Annotated in this window: 19 protein-coding genes; 6 read left to right on the top strand and 13 right to left on the bottom strand. The window is 69.3% G+C overall.

The window, feature by feature from the left end:
* Positions 1-139 precede the first annotated feature (139 nt).
* The 4 genes from sucD to pcrA form a co-directional block, all read right to left on the bottom strand.
* The gene (gene sucD, locus K9D12_RS02225) at positions 140-1,039 is read right to left on the bottom strand and encodes a succinate--CoA ligase subunit alpha (protein WP_223059351.1); all 900 of its coding nucleotides are present in this window, start codon (positions 1,037-1,039) and stop codon (positions 140-142) included.
* Between the two features lie 16 nt (positions 1,040-1,055).
* Positions 1,056-2,240, bottom strand: coding sequence for an ADP-forming succinate--CoA ligase subunit beta (gene sucC, locus K9D12_RS02220; protein WP_047311805.1), 1,185 nt, complete (start codon positions 2,238-2,240; stop codon positions 1,056-1,058).
* 101 nt (positions 2,241-2,341) lie between these two features.
* Positions 2,342-2,773 (bottom strand): cobalamin B12-binding domain-containing protein, encoded by a 432-nt coding sequence (locus tag K9D12_RS02215; protein ID WP_187037663.1) that lies wholly within the window; start codon positions 2,771-2,773, stop codon positions 2,342-2,344.
* A 134-nt stretch (positions 2,774-2,907) separates the two neighbouring features.
* Positions 2,908-5,550, bottom strand: a complete 2,643-nt coding sequence (gene pcrA / locus K9D12_RS02210; protein ID WP_223059350.1) for a DNA helicase PcrA — start codon at positions 5,548-5,550, stop codon at positions 2,908-2,910.
* Positions 5,551-5,697: 147 nt separating this feature from the next.
* Here pcrA and K9D12_RS02205 point away from each other — a divergent pair, with 147 nt between their 5' ends.
* A complete protein-coding gene (locus tag K9D12_RS02205; RefSeq protein ID WP_129664736.1) occupies positions 5,698-6,366 on the top strand; it encodes a DedA family protein in 669 nt (222 codons plus the stop codon).
* A gap of 73 nt (positions 6,367-6,439) precedes the next feature.
* Entirely contained in the window at positions 6,440-6,787 is a 348-nt protein-coding gene (locus tag K9D12_RS02200) for a hypothetical protein (RefSeq protein WP_047311801.1), read from the top strand.
* A gap of 187 nt (positions 6,788-6,974) precedes the next feature.
* On the opposite strand, the gene K9D12_RS02195 is transcribed toward K9D12_RS02200, so the two are convergent.
* Together K9D12_RS02195 and K9D12_RS02190 are read right to left on the bottom strand one after the other, a co-directional pair.
* Positions 6,975-7,661, bottom strand: coding sequence for a response regulator transcription factor (locus K9D12_RS02195; protein ID WP_047311800.1), 687 nt, complete (start codon positions 7,659-7,661; stop codon positions 6,975-6,977).
* Complete coding sequence (locus tag K9D12_RS02190; protein WP_223059349.1) at positions 7,658-8,881, bottom strand: ATP-binding protein; 1,224 nt, start codon at positions 8,879-8,881, stop codon at positions 7,658-7,660. The genes K9D12_RS02195 and K9D12_RS02190 overlap by 4 nt, the downstream gene beginning before the upstream one ends.
* A gap of 125 nt (positions 8,882-9,006) precedes the next feature.
* Here K9D12_RS02190 and K9D12_RS02185 point away from each other — a divergent pair, with 125 nt between their 5' ends.
* A complete protein-coding gene (locus K9D12_RS02185; protein WP_223059348.1) occupies positions 9,007-10,413 on the top strand; it encodes a PspC domain-containing protein in 1,407 nt (468 codons plus the stop codon).
* 67 nt (positions 10,414-10,480) lie between these two features.
* Positions 10,481-10,786 (top strand): hypothetical protein, encoded by a 306-nt coding sequence (locus K9D12_RS02180; RefSeq protein WP_223059347.1) that lies wholly within the window; start codon positions 10,481-10,483, stop codon positions 10,784-10,786.
* On the opposite strand, the gene K9D12_RS02175 is transcribed toward K9D12_RS02180, so the two are convergent.
* Genes K9D12_RS02175 through K9D12_RS02165 form a run of 3 tightly spaced genes read right to left on the bottom strand, consistent with a single transcriptional unit; the run spans position 10,699 to position 13,159 of the window.
* The gene (locus K9D12_RS02175) at positions 10,699-11,340 is read right to left on the bottom strand and encodes a hypothetical protein (protein WP_223059346.1); all 642 of its coding nucleotides are present in this window, start codon (positions 11,338-11,340) and stop codon (positions 10,699-10,701) included. The two genes, K9D12_RS02180 and K9D12_RS02175, sit on opposite strands and share 88 nt — an antisense overlap.
* Positions 11,337-12,044, bottom strand: coding sequence for an NUDIX hydrolase (locus K9D12_RS02170; protein WP_223059345.1), 708 nt, complete (start codon positions 12,042-12,044; stop codon positions 11,337-11,339). Before K9D12_RS02170 ends, K9D12_RS02175 begins: the two co-directional genes overlap by 4 nt.
* A complete protein-coding gene (locus tag K9D12_RS02165) occupies positions 12,041-13,159 on the bottom strand; it encodes a glycosyltransferase family 4 protein (RefSeq protein ID WP_223059344.1) in 1,119 nt (372 codons plus the stop codon). The genes K9D12_RS02170 and K9D12_RS02165 overlap by 4 nt, the downstream gene beginning before the upstream one ends.
* A gap of 35 nt (positions 13,160-13,194) precedes the next feature.
* Here K9D12_RS02165 and K9D12_RS02160 point away from each other — a divergent pair, with 35 nt between their 5' ends.
* The gene (locus K9D12_RS02160; protein ID WP_225910838.1) at positions 13,195-14,073 is read left to right on the top strand and encodes a PIG-L deacetylase family protein; all 879 of its coding nucleotides are present in this window, start codon (positions 13,195-13,197) and stop codon (positions 14,071-14,073) included.
* Positions 14,074-14,075: 2 nt separating this feature from the next.
* Positions 14,076-15,194 carry a lysylphosphatidylglycerol synthase transmembrane domain-containing protein gene (locus K9D12_RS02155; protein WP_241510917.1) on the top strand — a complete coding sequence of 373 codons (1,119 nt, stop codon included), beginning with the start codon at positions 14,076-14,078 and terminating at the stop codon, positions 15,192-15,194.
* 87 nt (positions 15,195-15,281) lie between these two features.
* Here K9D12_RS02155 and K9D12_RS02150 read toward each other — a convergent pair whose 3' ends face one another.
* Genes K9D12_RS02150 through K9D12_RS02135 form a run of 4 tightly spaced genes read right to left on the bottom strand, consistent with a single transcriptional unit; the run spans position 15,282 to position 19,191 of the window.
* Positions 15,282-16,106, bottom strand: a complete 825-nt coding sequence (locus tag K9D12_RS02150; RefSeq protein WP_370633437.1) for a type 1 glutamine amidotransferase — start codon at positions 16,104-16,106, stop codon at positions 15,282-15,284.
* Entirely contained in the window at positions 16,103-17,422 is a 1,320-nt protein-coding gene (locus tag K9D12_RS02145; RefSeq protein WP_193642893.1) for a MurT ligase domain-containing protein, read from the bottom strand. The genes K9D12_RS02150 and K9D12_RS02145 overlap by 4 nt, the downstream gene beginning before the upstream one ends.
* 9 nt (positions 17,423-17,431) lie before the next feature.
* Positions 17,432-18,283, bottom strand: coding sequence for a hypothetical protein (locus K9D12_RS02140; protein WP_223059343.1), 852 nt, complete (start codon positions 18,281-18,283; stop codon positions 17,432-17,434).
* Between the two features lie 8 nt (positions 18,284-18,291).
* Positions 18,292-19,191 (bottom strand): phosphatase PAP2 family protein, encoded by a 900-nt coding sequence (locus tag K9D12_RS02135; RefSeq protein WP_052947000.1) that lies wholly within the window; start codon positions 19,189-19,191, stop codon positions 18,292-18,294.
* Between the last annotated feature and the right edge of the window lie 10 nt (positions 19,192-19,201).

The raw sequence follows: 19,201 nt of genomic DNA, 5'->3' as shown, positions 1-19,201 counted from the left end.
TCGTTCGGTTCCGCCGGTGATCAATGTTCTCGATTCGTGTCCGAGCAGCCGGAATGTGGACGTTTTTCGCGCTCGGACACGACAACGCCCGGCCATCGTCCCCTGCGGGACGACGGCCGGGCGTCGGTGATTCAGTGCGTCACTTGGAGAGGTTGTTCATGATCTCCGTCATGAGAGCAGCCGTCTCGGACGGCGTCTTGCCGACCTTGACGCCGGCGGCCTCGAGGGCCTCCTTCTTGGCGGACGCGGTACCCGACGAGCCGGAGACGATGGCACCGGCGTGGCCCATCGTCTTGCCCTCGGGTGCCGTGAAGCCCGCGACGTAACCGACGACCGGCTTCGTCACGTTCTCCTTGATGTAGGCCGCGGCACGCTCCTCGGCGTCGCCACCGATCTCACCGATCATGACGATGGCGTCGGTGTCGGGATCGTTCTGGAACGCCTCGAGCGCGTCGATGTGCGTGGTGCCGATGACCGGGTCACCGCCGATGCCGATGGCCGTCGAGAAGCCGAAGTCACGCAGTTCGTACATCATCTGGTACGTCAGCGTGCCCGACTTCGAGACGAGGCCGATGCGGCCCGGGCCGGCGATGTTCGCCGGGATGATGCCGGCGTTCGACTGTCCGGGGCTGATGATGCCGGGGCAGTTCGGGCCGAGCAGGCGCGTCTTCGTGCCCTTGCTCAGGTTGTAGAACTCGGCCGAGTCCTTCACCGGGATGCCCTCGGTGATGACGACGGCGAGCGGCATCTCGGCCTCGATGGCCTCGACCGCGGCGCTCTTGGCGAACGCCGGCGGAACGAAGATCACGGAGACGTTGGCGCCGGTCTCGGCCATGGCGTCCTTGACGGAGCCGAACACCGGAACGGGCTTCGACTCACCGTTCACGTCGAAGTCGACCGTCTGGCCGGCCTTCTTCGGGTTGACACCGCCGACGATGTTGGTGCCGGAGGCGAGCATGCGCGTGGTGTGCTTCATGCCCTCCGAGCCGGTCATGCCCTGGACGATGACCTTGGAGTCAGCGTTGAGAAAAATCGACATGGAAGTCTGATCCCTTTCAGTTGGCCGCGGCCAGCTCGGCAGCCTTGCGGGCTGCGCCGTCCATGGTGTCCACGACCGTCACGAGCGGGTGGTTGAAGTCGGCGAGGATCTTGCGGCCCTCTTCGACGTTGTTGCCGTCGAGACGCACGACGAGCGGCTTCGTGGCCGAGTCTCCGAGCTTCTTGAGGGCGCCCACGATGCCGTCGGCGACAGCGTCACACGCGGTGATGCCGCCGAAGACGTTGACGAAGACGCTCTTGACCTGGTCGTCACCGAGGATGACGTCGAGACCGTTGGCCATGACCTCGGCCGAGGCACCGCCACCGATGTCGAGGAAGTTGGCCGGCTTCGCCTTGCCACCGGTGAAGTCCTCACCGGCGTAGGCGACGACGTCGAGCGTGCTCATGACGAGGCCCGCGCCGTTACCGATGATGCCGACGTTGCCGTCGAGCTTGACGTAGTTGAGGTCGAGTGCCTTGGCCTTGGCCTCCAGCGGGTCGGCCGCGGCCTTGTCCTCGAGCTCCTCGTGACCGGGCTGACGGAAGTCGGCGTTCGCGTCGAGCGACACCTTGCCGTCGAGGGCGACGATGTCGCCGTCCTCGGTCTTCACGAGCGGGTTGACCTCGACGAGGGTTGCGTCCTCGTCGCGGTAGACCTCCCACAGCTTCTGCAGCACGGGGACGATCTTGGCGCCGGTCTCGGCGTCGAACTTCGCGGCCTCGACGATCTCCTTGGCCTTGGCCTCGTCGATGCCGACGTTGGGGTCGACCTCGATGCGTGCCAGAGCCTCGGGACGCTCCACGGCGAGCTGCTCGATCTCCATGCCGCCCTCCTTGGAGCACATGGCGAGGTAGCTGCGGTTGGCTCGGTCGAGCAGGATCGAGAAGTAGTACTCCTCGGCGATCTTGGCGCCCTGGGCGATCATCACGGTGCCGACCGTGTGGCCCTTGATGTCCATGCCCAGAATCGCACTGGCGTGCTGCTCGGCCTCGTCAGCGCTCTTGGCGACCTTGACGCCGCCGGCCTTGCCTCGGCCACCGGTCTTGACCTGGGCCTTGACGACGGTGACGCCGCCCGACTTCGCACCGATCTGCTCGGCGGCAGCCTTGGCTTCTTCCGGGGTGGTGGCCGTCTGGCCTGCCAGCACCGGAACGCCGTGCGCCTCGAACATGTCGCGCGCCTGGTACTCGAAGAGATCCACGCGAATCCATCCTCATCGTTGAACTGGAGTGTTCCGTCTGTGACTTTAACGCGCTTTCGACGCGGGTAGTAACCGGGGGCTTCCCAGCGTCGCGACGGAGGTCAGGCTGTGGCTGCGGGCTGACCGACGTTGGCCCGCACCCAGTCGACGACCGTGGTCGTCGGGGCACCCGGAGTGAAGATCTGCGCGACACCCATCTCCTTGAGCGGCGGGATGTCCTCCTCCGGGATGATGCCGCCACCGAAGACGACGATGTCGTCGACGCCCTGCTCCTTGAGCAACTCGGTGACCTTGCGGAACTGCGTCATGTGAGCGCCGGAGAGAACGGACATGCCGATGGCGTCGGCGTCCTCCTGCACGGCGGCGGTGACGATCTGCTCGGGCGTCTGGTGCAGGCCCGTGTAGACGACCTCCATGCCCGCGTCACGCAGGGCACGGGCAATGACCTTGGCGCCACGGTCGTGGCCGTCGAGGCCCGGCTTGGCGACGACGATGCGCAACCGCTCGGTGGCACCTTGCGTGTTCTCGGACATGGTGGGCTCCCTTCGCTCGTTGTTCGAACTGTAACGCGCACCACAGCGGAAAATTCAGTTAGGCGCTATTAACCGAGGCCTGGGTGTGGCGGGCACCACGGCCGCGCCGAAGGTGAGCCACCCACGGCGGTGCTTCAGAGCTTCGTCACCGGCGCGTAGCGCAGCAGGAGGCGCTTGGGTGGGCCGTCGCCGAAGTCGATGTGGGCCATCGCGCGATCACCCTGACCCTCGACGCGGATGACCGTGCCGAGGCCGAAGCTGTCGTGCGTCACCTTGTCGCCGGCATCGAGGTTCGGGATGGCGCGGTTGCCACGGCCCACGGCCGAGTTCTTGTTCGCCGAGAAGGAGCCTGCGCGTCCGCCACTCGACAGGCGCGCGACGGGAGCGGCGCCGCGGCCGATGACGGGGCCGTCATCGTCGTCACGCCGCGAGAACCCGCCCGAGCGCGAGCCCCCGCCGTAGCCGGAACCGTAGCCGTGCGGACCCGTGGCGAACGTCGTGCCCTCGCGCTCCCAGTGCAGCAGGTCGTCGGGGATCTCGCCGAGGAAGCGTGACGGAGGGTTGTACTGCGGCGCACCCCACGCCGAACGCACCGCAGCACGCGAGAGGTAGAGCCGCTGCCGAGCGCGTGTCAGGCCGACGTAGGCGAGGCGCCGCTCCTCCTCGAGCTCCTTGGTGTCGCCCAGCGCCCGCATGTGCGGAAACGTGCCGTCCTCCATGCCGGTGAGGAAGACGACGGGGAACTCGAGTCCCTTGGCCGTGTGCAACGTCATGAGCGTGACGACGCCCTGGTCCTCACCGTCCTCGGGAATCTCGTCGGTGTCGGCGACGAGTGAGACCTGCTCGAGGAAGTCCTCGAGCGTGGCCCCCGGGTAGTTGTCGTCGAACTCGTTCGCAACGGCGACGAGCTCGGCGAGGTTCTCGATGCGCGTCTCGTCCTGCGGGTCACGGCTCTCGCGCAGCTCCTTGAGGTAGCCGGTGCGCTCGAGGATCGCCTCGATGAGCGGGCCGACCCCGCTGCCGCTCTCGCGCACGACCCGCAGGCCCTCGAGCAACTCGATGAACCCGCGGATCGCGCTCACGCTTCGCGTGGCGATGCCCGGCGCGTCGTCCGGGCGGGCGAGCGCCTGGATGTAGGTGATGCGCTCCCTTTCGGCCAGCGCCCCGATGCTCGCCTGCGCGCGGTCGCCGATGCCACGCTTCGGGGTGTTGACGATGCGACGCAGGTTGACCGTGTCGGCCGGGTTGGAGATGACGCGCAGGTAGGCGAGCGTGTCCTTGATCTCCTTGCGCTCGTAGAAGCGCGTGCCGCCGACGACCTTGTACGGCAGGCCCACGCGCACGAACACCTCTTCGAGCGCGCGTGACTGAGCGTTCGTGCGGTAGAAGACGGCCACGTCCTTGGGCTTGACGCCGCGGCTGTCCCCCAACGAGTCGATGGTGCGCGCGACGAAGGCCGCCTCGTCGTGCTCGCTGTCGGCGACGTAGCCGACAACCTTCTCCCCCGCGCCCTGATCGGACCACAGGTTCTTCTTGCGCCGCTCCGGGTTGCGCTCGATGACGGCGTTCGCCGCACCGAGGATGTTCTGCGTCGAGCGGTAGTTCTGCTCGAGCAGGATCGTCGTGGCGTTCGGGTAGTCCTCCTCGAACTCGACGATGTTGCGGATCGTCGCGCCGCGGAACGCATAGATCGACTGGTCGGCGTCACCGACGACGCACAGGTCGGCCATCGGCACGCCCTCAGCCGCGCGCGAGTCGCCCTCGGCATCGACGGATTCGATGCCGCCCGACGCCTTCTCACCCCCGGCGAGTTCACGCACGAGCACGTACTGCGCGTGGTTCGTGTCCTGGTACTCGTCGACGAGGATGTGGCGGAAGCGGCGCCGGTAGTACTCGGCCACCTGCGGGAACGCCTGCAGGATCGTCACCGTCGTCATGATGATGTCGTCGAAGTCGAGCGCGTTCGCGGCCGTGAGGCGCTGCTGGTAAAGCCGGTAGGCGTCGGCGACCTTGCGTTCCTGATCGGTCTCGGCGCGACGCGCGGCCTCCTCGGCGTCGATGAGCTCGTTCTTGAGGTTGCTCACCTGGAAGCTGAAGGACTTGGGCGGGTAACGCTTCGGGTCGAGGTCGAGATCGCGGGTGACCATCGCCATGAGGCGCTGGCTGTCGGCGGCGTCGTAGATGGAGAACGTCGACTTGAGGCCCACGTGCTTGGCCTCGCGGCGCAGGATGCGCACGCACGCCGAGTGGAACGTGCTCACCCACATCGCGTTCGCGGCGCGCCCGACGAGCTGCTCGACGCGTTCACGCATCTCGGCCGCGGCCTTGTTCGTGAAGGTGATGGCGAGGATCTGCCCGGGCTGGGCTCCTCGTTCGGCCATGAGGTAGGCGATGCGGTGGGTGAGCACCCGCGTCTTGCCCGAACCGGCACCGGCCACGATGAGCAGCGGCGAACCGAAGTGCTTGACGGCCTGCGCCTGCTGCGGGTTCATGCCCTCGAGCAGGCTCGCGGGGTTCGCGCGGAAATCGGGCCCGGCTGAGGTGTCGGGGCGCCCCCAGTGCGAACCGCGCCCGAGCATCGGCGCGTCGGACTCCTCCGGCGGGACGTCGCCGTCGGCCGAGGGCTCTTCGAGGGCCCACAGCGGCACTCCTGAATCGTCGACCGCAGAGGTCTGCGCGCCCTTCGGCGTGCGTTCCGCGCGGTTCGCCCGGCGCGCGTCGCCGTTGCTTCCGGCGTCGAAACCGGGCAGGGGAAGGTCGTCGAAAAGCCCACTCATGATGGTGCCCAGTCTAGGAGTGAGCACCGACAACGTCGGCCCTCCCCGCGAGAGGCCGTGCGGGGGCTGCACGCAAGGTGGGCGACGACACGTCTCATCGGCGTCATGACGGTCAAAACTGCCGAAAAGGGCGCCTACCCTGGAGGGGTGGATTTCAATGCCCTCCTCGATGCGGTACCGGCTCAGGCCGTCTATGCCCTGACCGGCCTCATCATTCTCGTGGAGAGCATCGGCATCCCCCTGCCCGGCGAGATCATGCTCGTCACTGCGTCCCTTCTCGCGTCGGGGCCGGAGCCGCGCATCAGCATTCACGGCGTGGCCGCCGCCGCCATCGTCGGCGCTGCGGTGGGTGACTCGATCGGCTACTTCGTGGGCCGCCACTTCGGCGATCGCCTGTTCGGCTGGCTCGGCGAACGCTTCCCGCACCACGTCAACGACGAGACGATCGGCTACGCCAAGCACGCGTTCCACCGCCACGGCGTGTGGGCCGTGTTCTTCGGCCGCTTCGTGGCACTGCTCCGCATCTTCGCGGGCCCGCTCGCGGGGTCCCTGCGCATGAGCTACCCGCGCTTCCTCCTGGCCAACGTCACGGGCGCTTTCGCGTGGGCCGGCGGTCTGGCCTACGGGGTTCACTTCCTCGGCAAGGTCGCGGAGAAATGGATGCACAACTTCTCGTTCGTCGGCCTCATCGTGGCCCTCGCGTTCGGCGTCTTCGTCTCCACCGTGATGCGCAAGCGGATCAGCGCCAACGTCGCCGCCTACGCCGAGGCCAAGCGGGCCGCCGGCGAAGAGATCAACCCGACGACCGTCGCCTGACGCTCGGATAGCGAACGCACGGCGAACAGCCCCGCCGCACAGGCGATTTGCAGCGAGCACCTACCCTGGAGTCATGACGACTCTGCAGAACGTGCTCCTGTTCGCCCACCTGCTCGGCATGGCCGCGATCATCGGTGGGTACGCCGCCGTCGCCAAGGCACCGCGTGCCGTGCCCGCGATGGTGTGGGGCGCCCGCGCGCAGTTGCTCATCGGCCTCGCGATGGTGGGTGTGGCCTCATCGCAGAGCTGGGAGCTCAACCACGTCTGGGTGGCGGTCAAGCTCCTCATCGCCTTCGTCGTCGTGGGCCTGCTCGAAGTGGCCCAGTCGAAGGAGAAGAAGAACGAAGTGGCTGCACCGCTCGTCACCGGTGCCGCGGTGCTGGCCGTCGTCAACGTTGCCGTGGCCGTCTTCTGGCACTGATCGACTCGCTCGCACGAAGGTGCGCCCCGGTTCGCCGGGGCGCACCTTTCGTCGTCGGGGCCCGGACGCGATCAGTGACTCGTGTGGTGCGTTCAGGCCCTCGCGCCACTTCGCGTTCCGAACCCGCCCCGTTGAGGTGCCGACGTGCCCTCACGCCACCTTCGGCCCCGACGGCAGAGGCTTTTTTTCAGAGCAGGCGGCGCGCCATCGCCCACGACGTGAGCTCGTGCCGGTTCGACAACTGCAGCTTGCGCAGCACGTTGCTCACATGGGTCTCGACGGTCTTGACGGAGATGAACAGCTCCTTCGCGACCTCCTTGTACTGATACCCCCGCGCGATGAGGCGCATCACTTCGCGCTCACGGGCCGAGAGCTTGTCGAGCTCCTCGTCGACCTCGGCCACCTCCCCTGCTGCGGCACCGAACGCGTCGAGGACGAATCCGGCCAGCCGCGGCGAGAAGACGGCGTCACCCGCGGCGACGCGCTCGAGGGCACGCAGCAGGTCGTCGGGTGAGATCGTCTTCGTCACGTAACCGCGAGCGCCCGCGCGGATGACGGCGACGACGTCCTCCGCCGCGTCCGAGACCGACAGCGCGAGCATCCGTACCGGCTCCCCCGCGTTCGAGTCGACGCCCGCACAGGCGCGGGCCACGTCGGCTCCGCCACGTCCGTCACCGCCGGGCAGGTGCACGTCGAGCAGGACGACGTCGGGGCGCTCGCGGGTGATGACCTCGACCGCCTCCTCGACGCTGCCCGCTTCACCGACGAACTCCACGGGCGTGCCCGCCGACGCGGCCTCGAGCAGTTCGGCGCGCACGCCGGCGCGAAACATCCGGTGGTCGTCGACGAGGACGACGCGCAACGGTGCAGTCATGACGTTTCCTCCAGGGGCATCGTGAGTGAGACTTCGAGACCGTCGTCGAGACGACGGATGCGGGCGCTGCCGCCGTGACGTTCCATGCGCCCGACGATCGACTCGCGCACCCCGGCGCGGTCCTCCGCGACGGCGTCAGGATCGAACCCCTCGCCGTGGTCGCGGACGAACACCTCTGCCACGTCGGCGTTGAACTCGGCGTAGACGGAGACGGGCGGCGCACCGTGCTTGGCCGCGTTCGTCGTCGCCTCCCGTACCGCGCTCACGAGTGCTTCGATCCGCGGGGTCACGGGTGCTTGCCCGGTGACGATGACGTCGACCGGCACGGCGAAGCCGTCCTCGACCGCGTGGACGACGCCGCGCAGCAGTTCCGGCGCGTCGGCCACCTCGGGGGCGTTCTCGTCGTCGGCGAAGAGCCACGAGCGCAAGTCGCGCTCCTGGGTGCGGGCGAGCTGGGCGATCTCCGGTTCGTTCGTGCGGCGCTGGATGAGCGCGAGCGTCTGCAGGACGGAGTCGTGCAGGTGCGAGGCGACGTCGGCTCGGGCGTCGGCCATGGCCTTCTCCGCCTGGTCGCGACGCATGTCGTCCCACAGGCGCAGCCCGAACGGCGCGAGCACGGCCGCCAGCCCGCCGAGCAGGACGACGAGGGCGATACCCACGTCACGCAGACCGGCGAAGCCACGACCCGTCGCGGCCGCCGTGACGAGACCGACGAGCACGAGGAACGCACCGAAACTCAGGCGCAGCAATGACTCTCGTCGACCGAAGTCACTGCTCACCCAGGCTCGTCGGTCGCGGTCGGCCAGGCGTGACCACGCAATGACGAGGCCCGCCGACGACACGAGCAACGGAATGCCGAGCTGAACGCTGACGCCCGAGGTGTCGGCCAACAGTGCGCCGACGAGCGTGACGATGAGGAATCCGGACGCGAGCAGCAGGCGCGGACGCGGCGTCCGACCGGCCTGCTCGGCGCGCGGCATCGAGAACCACAGGAAGAGGTAGACCGGCAGCCCCACCCACACGAGCGACGTGACGATGACGACGCCCCGCACGCCCCACGCCGAGACGCCGAGGTGGCGTGCGATACCGGCGCAGACACCACCGAGCCAGCCTGCTCGAGGCAGGCGCTCGAGCGGAGGCCGTTCGTTGACGTCCGGCCAGTGCGCGGGCAGCACGCGTTCGGCCCCCGAGGGGGCCGAGGTGCTCTGCTGCGTCGTCATGACTCCATGGTGTCGCACGCGCGAGCGCGAGCGCCCCTTTGCCGGGGTCGCCTCGGGGAAGTTCAGGGTCGCGTCAGGGTTGCTCCCCCTGCCGGTGGACCGCGAGTACGCGGCAGGCTGGGAGCATGAACGAGACGGCCACCCCGAATCCGCGGGAAGACGAGCGCACCGGAAGCAGTGCGAGCGGCGCGACAAGCGCCACGACGGGAGCGGGCTTCGACCGCTTCATCGAGACGTTGCGCGACATCGACCTGCGTCGCGACACCGACGGCGGGTGGCTCGGCGGTGTCTGCGCCGGCGTCGGGCTGCGACTCGGCGTCGCGCCGTTGCTTGTGCGCGCGGTGGCCATCCTGCTCGTGCTGTCAGGTGTCGGCCTGGTGGTCTACCTCCTGGCGTGGAGTCTCGTGCCCGACCTCGCCGACCGCGTCGTGCTCGACGAGGCCCGCCGCGGCGACAGCGGTATGCCGATGGTCGTCCTCGTAATCACCGCGCTGGCCCTCCTCGTCACGATGCCGTGGGGCTTCGGTTTCGAGTTCCTCGGCAACACCGGCCCCGTGATCTCCCTCGTTGCACTCGGGGCCCTGGCGTTCGTCGTCGTTCGTCGCGGCCGCAGGGACGAACCTCTCCCCCATGACGCGACCTACGCACCGACGCCCGCACCAGGCGGGAGCAACACCGAGGCAGAACCACCCGTGACGGGCTACCGATTCGACGACGCCACCTCGAGCTCGGTGCCGTTCATCGACGAGCGCCGAAGCGCCCGGGAGCAGTTCCGGGCGGCTCGGGCTCACCACCAGCAGAACAACCTCGCCGCCCAGGAGGCCCGCCGCGCGCGCAACGCCGAACGCCGCGCCCGCCGGCGCCGCACCCGGTTGCCGTTCGCCGCTTTCCTCCTGCTCGCCGGCCTTGCGGTCGTCCCACCGGCACTCGGCCTCGTCGGCGGCGTGACGACCGGCGGCGAAACGGCATTGCCCTGGTTGGTGTTCGGGAGCCTTGCCGTCGTGAGCCTGGGGGCCCTCTTCTTCGCGCTGCGCGGCTACCGCGTCGGTGTGTTGAGCCTGCTCGTCGTGCCGCTCATCGCCGTCAGCATCACCTTCGCGTCGTTGCACTCGGCCGGCTACTCGAGCCGCACGAGTTCCCTGTCCGCCCAACCGACGACGTTGGCCGCCACGCAGTCGTACGACGCCGGGATGGGCACGAGCACGATCGATCTCACCCGCGTCGACGTCGCGAAGTTGCCCGAGGTCGTCGACGTCAACGCCCGCCTCACCGCCGGGCGCCTGCGCGTCGAGGTGCCGCGCGGCGTCAAGGTCGAACTCACCTCTGTGACGCGCCTCGGGTACATCAGCGCCACCGACGACGCCGGCCAGGTGTTCTACGAGGCAGGCGGTTCGAGCGGCACGGAGCCGACCCGTACGACTCTCGGGTCGGGCAACAAGACGATCCGTCTGAAGACCGACGTCGGAATCGGCGACGTGTTCGTCCATGTGCGCAGCCAGGCACCGTCGAAGACCCCCGGGTCGAGCTCGTGAACGGCGAATCGACCCCCGACGCGGCACCGATGACCAACCCCACCTCACGAGAGCAGGCGAACGAGCGATGACGAGTTACGACGACTTCAGCTACGGCGCGAGCGCCCCCACGCAGGCCTGGTCGTACGAGCAGGGGGCCACACCCGCACCGGCGAGCGCACAGGAGCGACGCGCCGACGAACGTCGTGAAGCCAACATCGTCGGGGCCGTCCTCGCCACGATCGGACTCGTCACAGCCGTGCTCTGCGCGCTCGCGTACGGCGACGTCATCAGCCTGGACTCGCGCTACACGGTGCCCGGCATCCTGCTCGGCATCGGCGCCACGGCCGTCGTGGCCGGTGCGCTGGGGCTCGTCCACGGGCGCCGACGCTGATTCGTGTCCTGGATACGACGCTGGTTCCATCGACGCACACGATGCCGGACGAACAGCACCATGAGCACCGCCACGGCTGCGGACATGGCGTCCGCCAGCCAGAACCATCGCGTGTCCACGAGGTTCGCCACCCGATGTTCATGGTCCGCCACCGTGGCAGCGTTCGGCGCCCCAGGGACGTAGCGCACTTCGAGAGGCGGATAGGCGCGGGTACCCGGCATCGGAGGTTGCAGGCCACCCCGTGTGTACCAATGGCGGGTGGAATCAGGCTGGTCTTCGTCAAACCCCGACAGCCACACCCACGTGCCGTCGATGCGCACCCCCACATTGGAGACGTGGCGCCGCGACTTGGAGCTCTTGACGCTGACGCGCACGTCCTCGACGTTTTCCACGGTCACGACACGACCCGACTCGGCGAGCGCGCGTGTCTTGGCTTGCTCACGCACGACGAGGGCGTGCATCGCCGGAACCCAGAGCAGGCAGATCGCCAGGGGCCCGAAGGCGAGCCACCCGTAGACGGTGCGAGCCCTCACCCGGCCGCCAGTCGCGCTCATGGCATATCCGCGAAGGCCCGCACCGCGTCGAGGGCCCACGAGGCCATCCCGCCCTCGGGGTAACCGGGCGCTTCGGGGTCGACGGCGTCGGCGATCGAGAACCACGCCGCGCTCTCGGTCGAACCACCGACGTCGTGGACAACGGGTTCGGACGGCTGCGAACAGGACGCGGTGAACAGCAGGCGCACCGCGTGGAAGTCCTCCACGACGTCACCGCGCCCGATACCCACCCGATGCGAGGACGAGACGTCGACGAGCTCACCGAGCTCCACGTCCTGCCCGGCTTCCTCCCAGACCTCCCTCACGACGGCTTCCGCCGGGTGCTCCCCCGCGTCGACACCGCCACCCGGCAGGATCCACAGACCCGGTCGTCCGGTGGTCTGGGACAGGCGGGTGAGCAGCACGCCACGTTCGCTCGTGACGACCGCGTAGGCGGCGAGGCGCTGCCGCACGAGGTCCGCCTTCTCCGTGGCATGCGCACAGGGTGTGCGGGACGAGGCCGGCAGCGACGTCACCTCGTACACGAGGACGGCGTCGTCGGCGTCGCTCGTCACGTGGGGCAGCCTGGAGGCCCGGAATCCAGCCTCGCGCAACTGGCGCCGGGGCGCGACGCCCTGGCGCAGCGTTTCCCGGAACACCTCCCGAGTGCCACCCGCGTCATCCGCGGTGAGTCCGACGACGGTGATGCCCGCCCCGACGTTCATCGTCGCCTCTGCAGGTCGGTGGCCCGCGCGTACTCGTCCTCGGCGAGGCGTACGACCTCGGGCCACGCCTGCTTCGGGCGCACGGTGCGGTTCGTGTGGGCCATCGACTCGCGCAGGTCCCGGTCGAGTGCGAGCCGGGTGAGGCCCGCGACCAGCCCCTCGTCACCGTCGACGAGCAGGCCGTTCACCTCGTTCTCGACGAACTCGCACACGCCGCTGCTCGTGGGCGCGAGCACCGGCAGACCCGACGAGCGCGCTTCGAGAGCCGCGATGCCGAACGCCTCGAGGCGCGCAGGCGCAACGTAGAGGTCGGAATCGAGGTAGCGCTCGTGCAGTTGCGCACGCGTCATGCGCCCCGGCAGCGACACCCACTCGTGCGCGTCGGCGAGGTCGACAGCGCGTACGAGCTTCGCGCGCAGCTCCCCCTCGCCGGCGATCTCGAGACGCACGTTCGGCGCTTCGCGGTGCACGGCCTTCATCACCTTGAAGAACTCGAGAGGGCGCTTGCGCCGCGCCAGACGCATCGCCGAGATGACACGCACCTCGTCACCGATCCGCGGGCCACCGGGGGTCCAGACGTCCGTATCGATGCCGTTGGGCAGGACGACGACCTCGTGCCCGGCGCCGGCCATCGACGCCACCGGCCGCGCGGCCACCCGCGACACCGCCGAGAGCGCCGCGCCGTCGGCGGCCCACCGCTTGATGAAGCCCAGCGGACGCAGCAACGGTCCCGCCCAGCTCATGACCGAGTGCCACGTGACCGCGGTCGGGATGCCCATGCCGAGCGTCATCCGGACCGCGTCCATCGAGAAGGGGCTGATGACGCCGATGTGGGCGTGGACGACGTCGAATCCGCCGTTCGTGATGGCGACGCGCAACTGCGAGATGGCCATCGGGTTGAGCGCGACGTCGTACGGCAGACCGAGCGCGAAGCGGTGCACGGGGATGCCGTCGATGATCTCCAGGCCGCTGTACTGCTCCGCGTGCGCCGGCGTCACCGTGTAGGCGACGACCTCGTGGCCCTGGGCGACGAGGCGCTGCGCGAGATCGTGCACCTGCACCTCGATACCGCCCAAGCGAGGCAGGTAACAGTCCGACACCAGCGCGATCTTCACGGATGGAAGTCTGTCATGCGCGAGGATGGCACACGATGACCACGCCAGATGCCATGTCCCCCGATGCCATGCCGCGCACGCTTGTCGCCTTCCACGCTCACCCCGACGACGAGGCGCTGCTCACCTCGGGCACGATGGCGAAGGCTGCCGCAGAGGGACACCGCGTCGTCCTCGTCGTCGCCACCGACGGCGCCCTCGGCCTCGCCGACTCCGGCTACGGCGGCCCCGACGAACTCGCCGCCCAACGCTGGAACGAACTCCTCGGGAGCGCCCGCGCACTGGGCGTCGCGCGCGTCGAGACGCTCGGCCACGCCGACTCCGGCATGGGTCCCGAAACCTTCCCCGACCCGCCCGGTAAGCGCCGTTTCATCACGGTCGACGTCGACGAAGCGGCCGAGGCGCTCGCCGAGATTCTGCGCGAGGAGGACGCCGACGTCCTGCTCTCCTACGACGAGAACGGCGGCTACGGCCACCGGGATCACGTGCGTGTGCACGAAGTGGGTGCCCGCGCCGCCGAGCTCGCCGGAACGCCACGCGTCCTCGAAGCCACCGTTCCGCGCGACCTGCTCGTCCGGGCTCTGCACCTCGTCGCGCGCTTCTATCGTTTCCCCGACGACTTCGACATGGCCTCGTTCGAGCGCGCCTACAGCGCCCGGCGTGACATCACCCACCGCATCTCGGTGGGACGCTTCGCCGCGCAGAAGCGTGCCTCGATGCGCGCCCACGCTTCGCAGGCCAGCGCCGACGGCGACGCCGACCGAACTCTGGCGGCATTCCTGAGAATTCCCCGACCGCTGTACGACGTAGTCTTCTGTCGGGAATGGTTCCGCGACCCGCTCCACAAGGGCCCGGTCGCGCGTGACATCTTCGGGGGCTTGCCACCGCGCGCCGCCCGAACGGACACGAAGGAGTGAGTGTGGGGCGTCAACCTGCCGCGACCGACGCCGAAGGGCGCGCGACGCAGGAAGCCGACCCCACGGCGTTTCCGAAGGCCACCGGCAAGCAGCTGCTGCAGGCCGTGTTCGGCCTCGCGCTCGCCGCGGCGATCCTCGTCTTCGGTCTGCCGTGGTTCGGTCAGACGACGTGGACCGAGATCGGCACTCACCTCGATCGACTCGGGTGGGTCAACGGCCTCGAACTCTTCGGTCTCGTCGTCCTGGGCCTGTGGCTCTACACCTTCACCCTGACGGGTTCGCTGCCCGGTTTGGGCCACGTCAAGGCGCTCATCGTCAACGTCTCCGGCTCTGCAGCGGGCAACCTGCTGCCGGGCGGCGGTGCCGCCGGGGTGGCCGCGACCTACCTCATGCTGCGTTCGTGGGGCTTCGCACGCGCTGCGATCTCGACATCGGTCATCGTCTCGGGCGTCTGGAACGTCGTCGCCCGCATGGCGATGCCGCTGCTCGGCGTGGCCCTGCTCTCCTCCACGGACGCACTGCCCAAGGGCGTGCGCCGCGGGGCGTTCACGGGAGGCATCGTCGGGCTCGTCATCATCGCCGTGTTCGTGGCCATTCTCATCTCGCCGCACAAGACCGAGCGCTTCGGCGCGTGGGTGCACCGCCGCTTCGGCGGACGCGTCAGCGCCTGGCGAGAACAGCGCGGCAAGTCGCGCGTCGACCTGCGTCACGTGCTCGTCGACCAGCGGCGCCGCCTCGCCACGGTGACGGCCACCGGGTGGTTCCCCATGACGGTCGGCGTCGTCGGGTTCCTCGGCGTCTACTTCCTCCTCTTCTGGCGAACGATGGAGGTCGTCGGCGTCGACCTTTCGCTCGGCAAGCTCTTCGCCGCCTACGCCGTCGGACGCCTCCTCACCGCGGTGGGCGTGACGCCGGGTGGGCTCGGCATCACCGAGGCCGGCACGCTCGCCGTCATGGTGGCCTGGGGCGCCGACAAGCCCGCCGCCGCTGCCGGCGTGCTCGTCTTCGCAATCTTCACGCACCTGCTCGAGGTACCGCTCGGCGCCATGGGCTGGCTCGCCTGGTTCGTCTTGCCCAAGGTGCCCCTGACGCCCGACGGCGCGCCCGGCGCCCGCGCGTAGTCACCACACGCCGTCAGAACGCGACGAAGCCCCGTCACCGCACGTGTGCGGCGACGGGGCTTCGTCCCTGAGGTCAGCGAGTGCCGGTCAGCTCTTCGTGAGGCGGCGAACCTGACGCTCGCGGGCCTGGTCGGCGAACCGGTCGTCGATCTCACCCGGTTCGAACGGCTGGGCGAGCGCCTTCTCGACGGCGCGGGCGATGAGCCAGTCGGCGAGGTGCGGGTTGGCCGGCAGGATCGGGCCGTGCAGGTAGGAGCCGACGACGTTGTTCGTGCGGGCGCCCTCGTGGCCGTCCTCGCCGTTGTTGCCGAAGCCGGAGCGTACGGAGCCGAACGCCGCCTGCCCCTCCCCCAGCACCGTCGAACCGGAGTGGTTCTCGTAGCCGACGACGTCGCCGAACTCGGTGGAGAGCACGACGGGGCCGATCATGCGCTTCTCGTTGCCGCGCGTCGTGACGTCGAGGATGCCGAGGCCCGGCAGCGTCTTGCCGTCGACCGTGATGAAGGCCTTGCCGAAGAGCTGGTACATGCCGCAGATCATGAGCATCGGCACGCCGTCCTCGGCGAGCTCCTTGAGCTTCGGGCCGATCTTCTCGAGGTCGGCCTCGACACGCACCTGCCCGGAATCCTGGCCACCGCCACCGACGACGAGGTGCGCGTCGTCGGGGAACTCGTCGCCCGGGTTGTGGCTGATGACGTTCGGCTCGTACCCGTGCCAGCGCAGGCGCGCCTCGAGGCATCGCGTGTTGCCGAGGTCGCCGTAGATCGACATCTCACGCGGGTACAGGTGGACGACGGTGACGCGTCCCTTGCACGGCCCGGTCGGGTCGCCGAGCGTCGTCGGGACGACGTCCATGGCGGCGAGGTCGTCGTTGACGACGGGCTCGACGTTCTCGGGAGTGGGCTGGCTCATTCGGGGGCGTCCTCTCCGATGTCGGGCAGGTCGTAGCGCTCGGCGAGCGTGCGGCGTAGCGCCATCATCGCCGTGTAGGTGCAGAAGATGCGCTTCGGCTCGTTCGGGTGCTCGGCGAGGAACGTGTCGAGCGCGGACGTGAGTTCGGGCTCGACGTGACGCACCTCGACGCCGTCGTAGGCGAGGCGCAACGCCATGTCGTAGGCGCGCACGCCGGAGGTGAGTTCGACGCCGCGCTCACGCAGGGAGGCGAAGTTGACGTCGTAGAGCCACGACACGTCACGCCCGTCGGCGTAGTTGTCGTTGATGGCCACCATGCTCGCCACCGGGCGTCCGCCGTACGTCGAGAGGGCCACGGTGAATCCGGCCGGGTTCTTCACGAGCACGAGCTCGAGTTCCTGACCGTCGACGTCAATGACCTCGCCGCGACCGAACGGCGGCTGCACCGCTTCGAGGGCGCTGACGGCGGTGGCCGGCAGGAAGTCGTCGCCGAGCAGCCGACGCGCCATCGACGTGGCCGCCGTGGCGTTGATCATGGCCGCGAGACCGTGCTGACGCATCTGCATCGGCCCGACGTTGGCGCTGCCGTCAGCGCGGTCGGCGAACGTGACGAGGAACTTGCGATCGTCGATCGGCAGAAGGAGTCCGTCACCGGAGCTCACGAGCGGCTGGACGAAGTCGTCGTCGCTGCGCACGTCCTGTTCCATGAGCTCACCGAGGCGCTCCGCGATCGTCTCGTCGACGCCGAAGTAGGAGACCTCGACGTTCGGCTTCAGCGCGCTCTCGATGCGCGCGACGAACGAGTCGTCACGGTTGAGCACGACGCCCTCGGTGGTCTGCTCGGCGAGCTGACGTAGGAGCTTCGCGGTGTAGTCGATCTCGGCGAAACGGTCGAGCTGGTCTCGTGCCACGTTGAGCAGCAGCGCGTGCGTCGGCTTGACCACCTTGGCGAAGTGCAGGGCGTGCGCCTCGTCGAGTTCGAGCACGGCGATGTCGGCGTCGATGGTGCCGCGCAGCGACACCTCACCGAGCACCGAGGAGATGACGCCGCGCGTGAAGTTCGAGCCCGTGGGGTTGGTGAAGACCTTGAGACCGTGCGCGCGAAGGAGCGCGACGAGCATCTTGGTCGTCGTGGTCTTGCCGTTCGTGCCGGTGACGACGACGACACCCTTCGGGAGGTTCGCGAGAGCCGTGGCGAGGAACTTCGGGTCGACCTTCTCGACGACGAGACCGGGCAGGGCGCTACCGCCACCGCGCAGTCTCGTTGCGACGCGAGCCGACTTCCCGGCGAGCACAGCTGCTGTAGTTCGAAGCACCCGCCCAGCCTAGTGGAGGCGACTGACAGGGCTTTCGTCGACGCGCGCGGCGAACCACACGAGCAGCCCCGCCGCGAGGGCGAGGCCCCATCGCACGGCCAAGCCGCCGACAAGGGCAGCGACGTTCTCGCCGACGAGCGCCGAACCCCACCCCTGGTAGAGCACGACGCAGCCGGCTGCGCCGCACAGCACGGCCACGAGAGCATCGGTCGACGGGCTGTGGCCGAAGCCACCCCGAAACGTGTGCGCCCGGTTGCCCTCGGCCTCGCTGACGGCCGGGGCGATCGCGCCCGTCCTGGCGAAAGGACGAGCGACCGCCGTCACGGCCGTGACGAGGGCGAGGGACGCGAGCACGTCGCCCGGGCGGTGCCACTGCGCGACGACGATGCCGAGCGACCCGGCCGTCGCAACGACACCGGCTGCGCACAGGACCGCGAGGCGATGCCGGGCGGGTGCGATCCAGATCCAGGCCACACAGGCGCCGAGCACGAGGGCCGCATGCCCGCTGGGGAGCGTCGCGGACTCCTGTCCGAGCACGGGCACGAGGAGACGCCCCAGCACCTGCGCCCCCACGCCGCTGACAACGAGGACGAACGCCCCTGCGAGTGCTCGGCGCCGCAGCGAGTGGCGCGTCAGTGCGACCGCGAGCGCCACGAGCGTCAGCGCAACGAACGGCAGATAGGCACGCGTCACGAGGCCGGAGGCGGGCCAGATCAGACCGCCGTCAGGGCGATCGGCTTCACCGAGCCAGTGCGTGGTGGCCGCAGCCAGGCGCTTGCCGGACGCCGTGGCGCGCAGCGCGACGAGGGCCACGAGAACGAGCAGGCTCCCCGCCAGGACGAGTGGCTCGATTCGCTTCACCGGGTCCCTCATCCGAGGTTGTCGTCCGCCGCAGCGCTCACCCATGCGACGACGAACGCCGCGAGCAACCCGGTGACTCCGAGGGCGACGATCGCCTCGGCCAGCTTGAGGTCGGCGTCGAGCGGCCGCACTCCGAGCCCGACGAAGATGAGCCCCGCCGTCATGCTCCCGACGACGCCTGCGGCAGGGCGCAGCGCGTACTTCGCGTCGCGGGTGTGGCGCCGCAACTGGAGTTTGAGCACGAGACCGATCGCTCCGGCCGACCACAGGAGGCATACGAGGAAGGCCGCCCACACGTCGGCCGGGCGGTGCCAGTGCCCGACGATCGTTCCGGCGCCGACGAACGTGGCTCCGAAGGCGGCAAAGGGCACGAGCCAACGTCTGGCACCGGACGGCGCGACGAGGATCGCCGCGAGGCTGAGGCTCATCGCAACGGTCGAGTGTCCGCTCGGTAGGGAGTTGTCCCACAGGTGCGGGCTCGTGGGCCAGTACGCCTTGAGCAGTTGCGTCGTGACGTTCGCTCCCCCGACCACGAGGATCGCGGCCAGCGCGAGACCCGCTCGTTGCCGCGCGAGCGCGATGACGACGAAGGCGGCGAGCAGCGTCGCGACCGAGCCGATCGTGATGTAGGTGAGCGGATCGACGATGTGAACCCACGCCCGCGCGCTCGCACCTGTGCTCATCCGCCCACGCTCGTCCCACACCTGGGCGCGCGCGGTACGGGTGAAGACCCACAGGACGAGGACGAACGACGCCAGTGAGGCGAACGTCATCGTCCGCACGGAGCAGACGAAGCGGCGGACGGGCTCGGTGAGGTCGCTGGGTTCACCGACCGGGGTCGCCCCGTGGCACGCCGACGGCGCAACCACGTGGGCCGCGCCGTCGGGAGCGGGCTGCTGCTCGCTCATCGGTGGGCGC

It is taken from the genome of Dermacoccus sp. Tok2021 (genome assembly GCF_019895135.1).
In the GTDB taxonomy this organism is placed as follows: domain Bacteria; phylum Actinomycetota; class Actinomycetes; order Actinomycetales; family Dermatophilaceae; genus Dermacoccus; species Dermacoccus abyssi.
The sequence above is the reverse complement of the archived record's forward strand: the minus strand, read 5'-3'. Positions and strand labels throughout refer to the sequence as shown.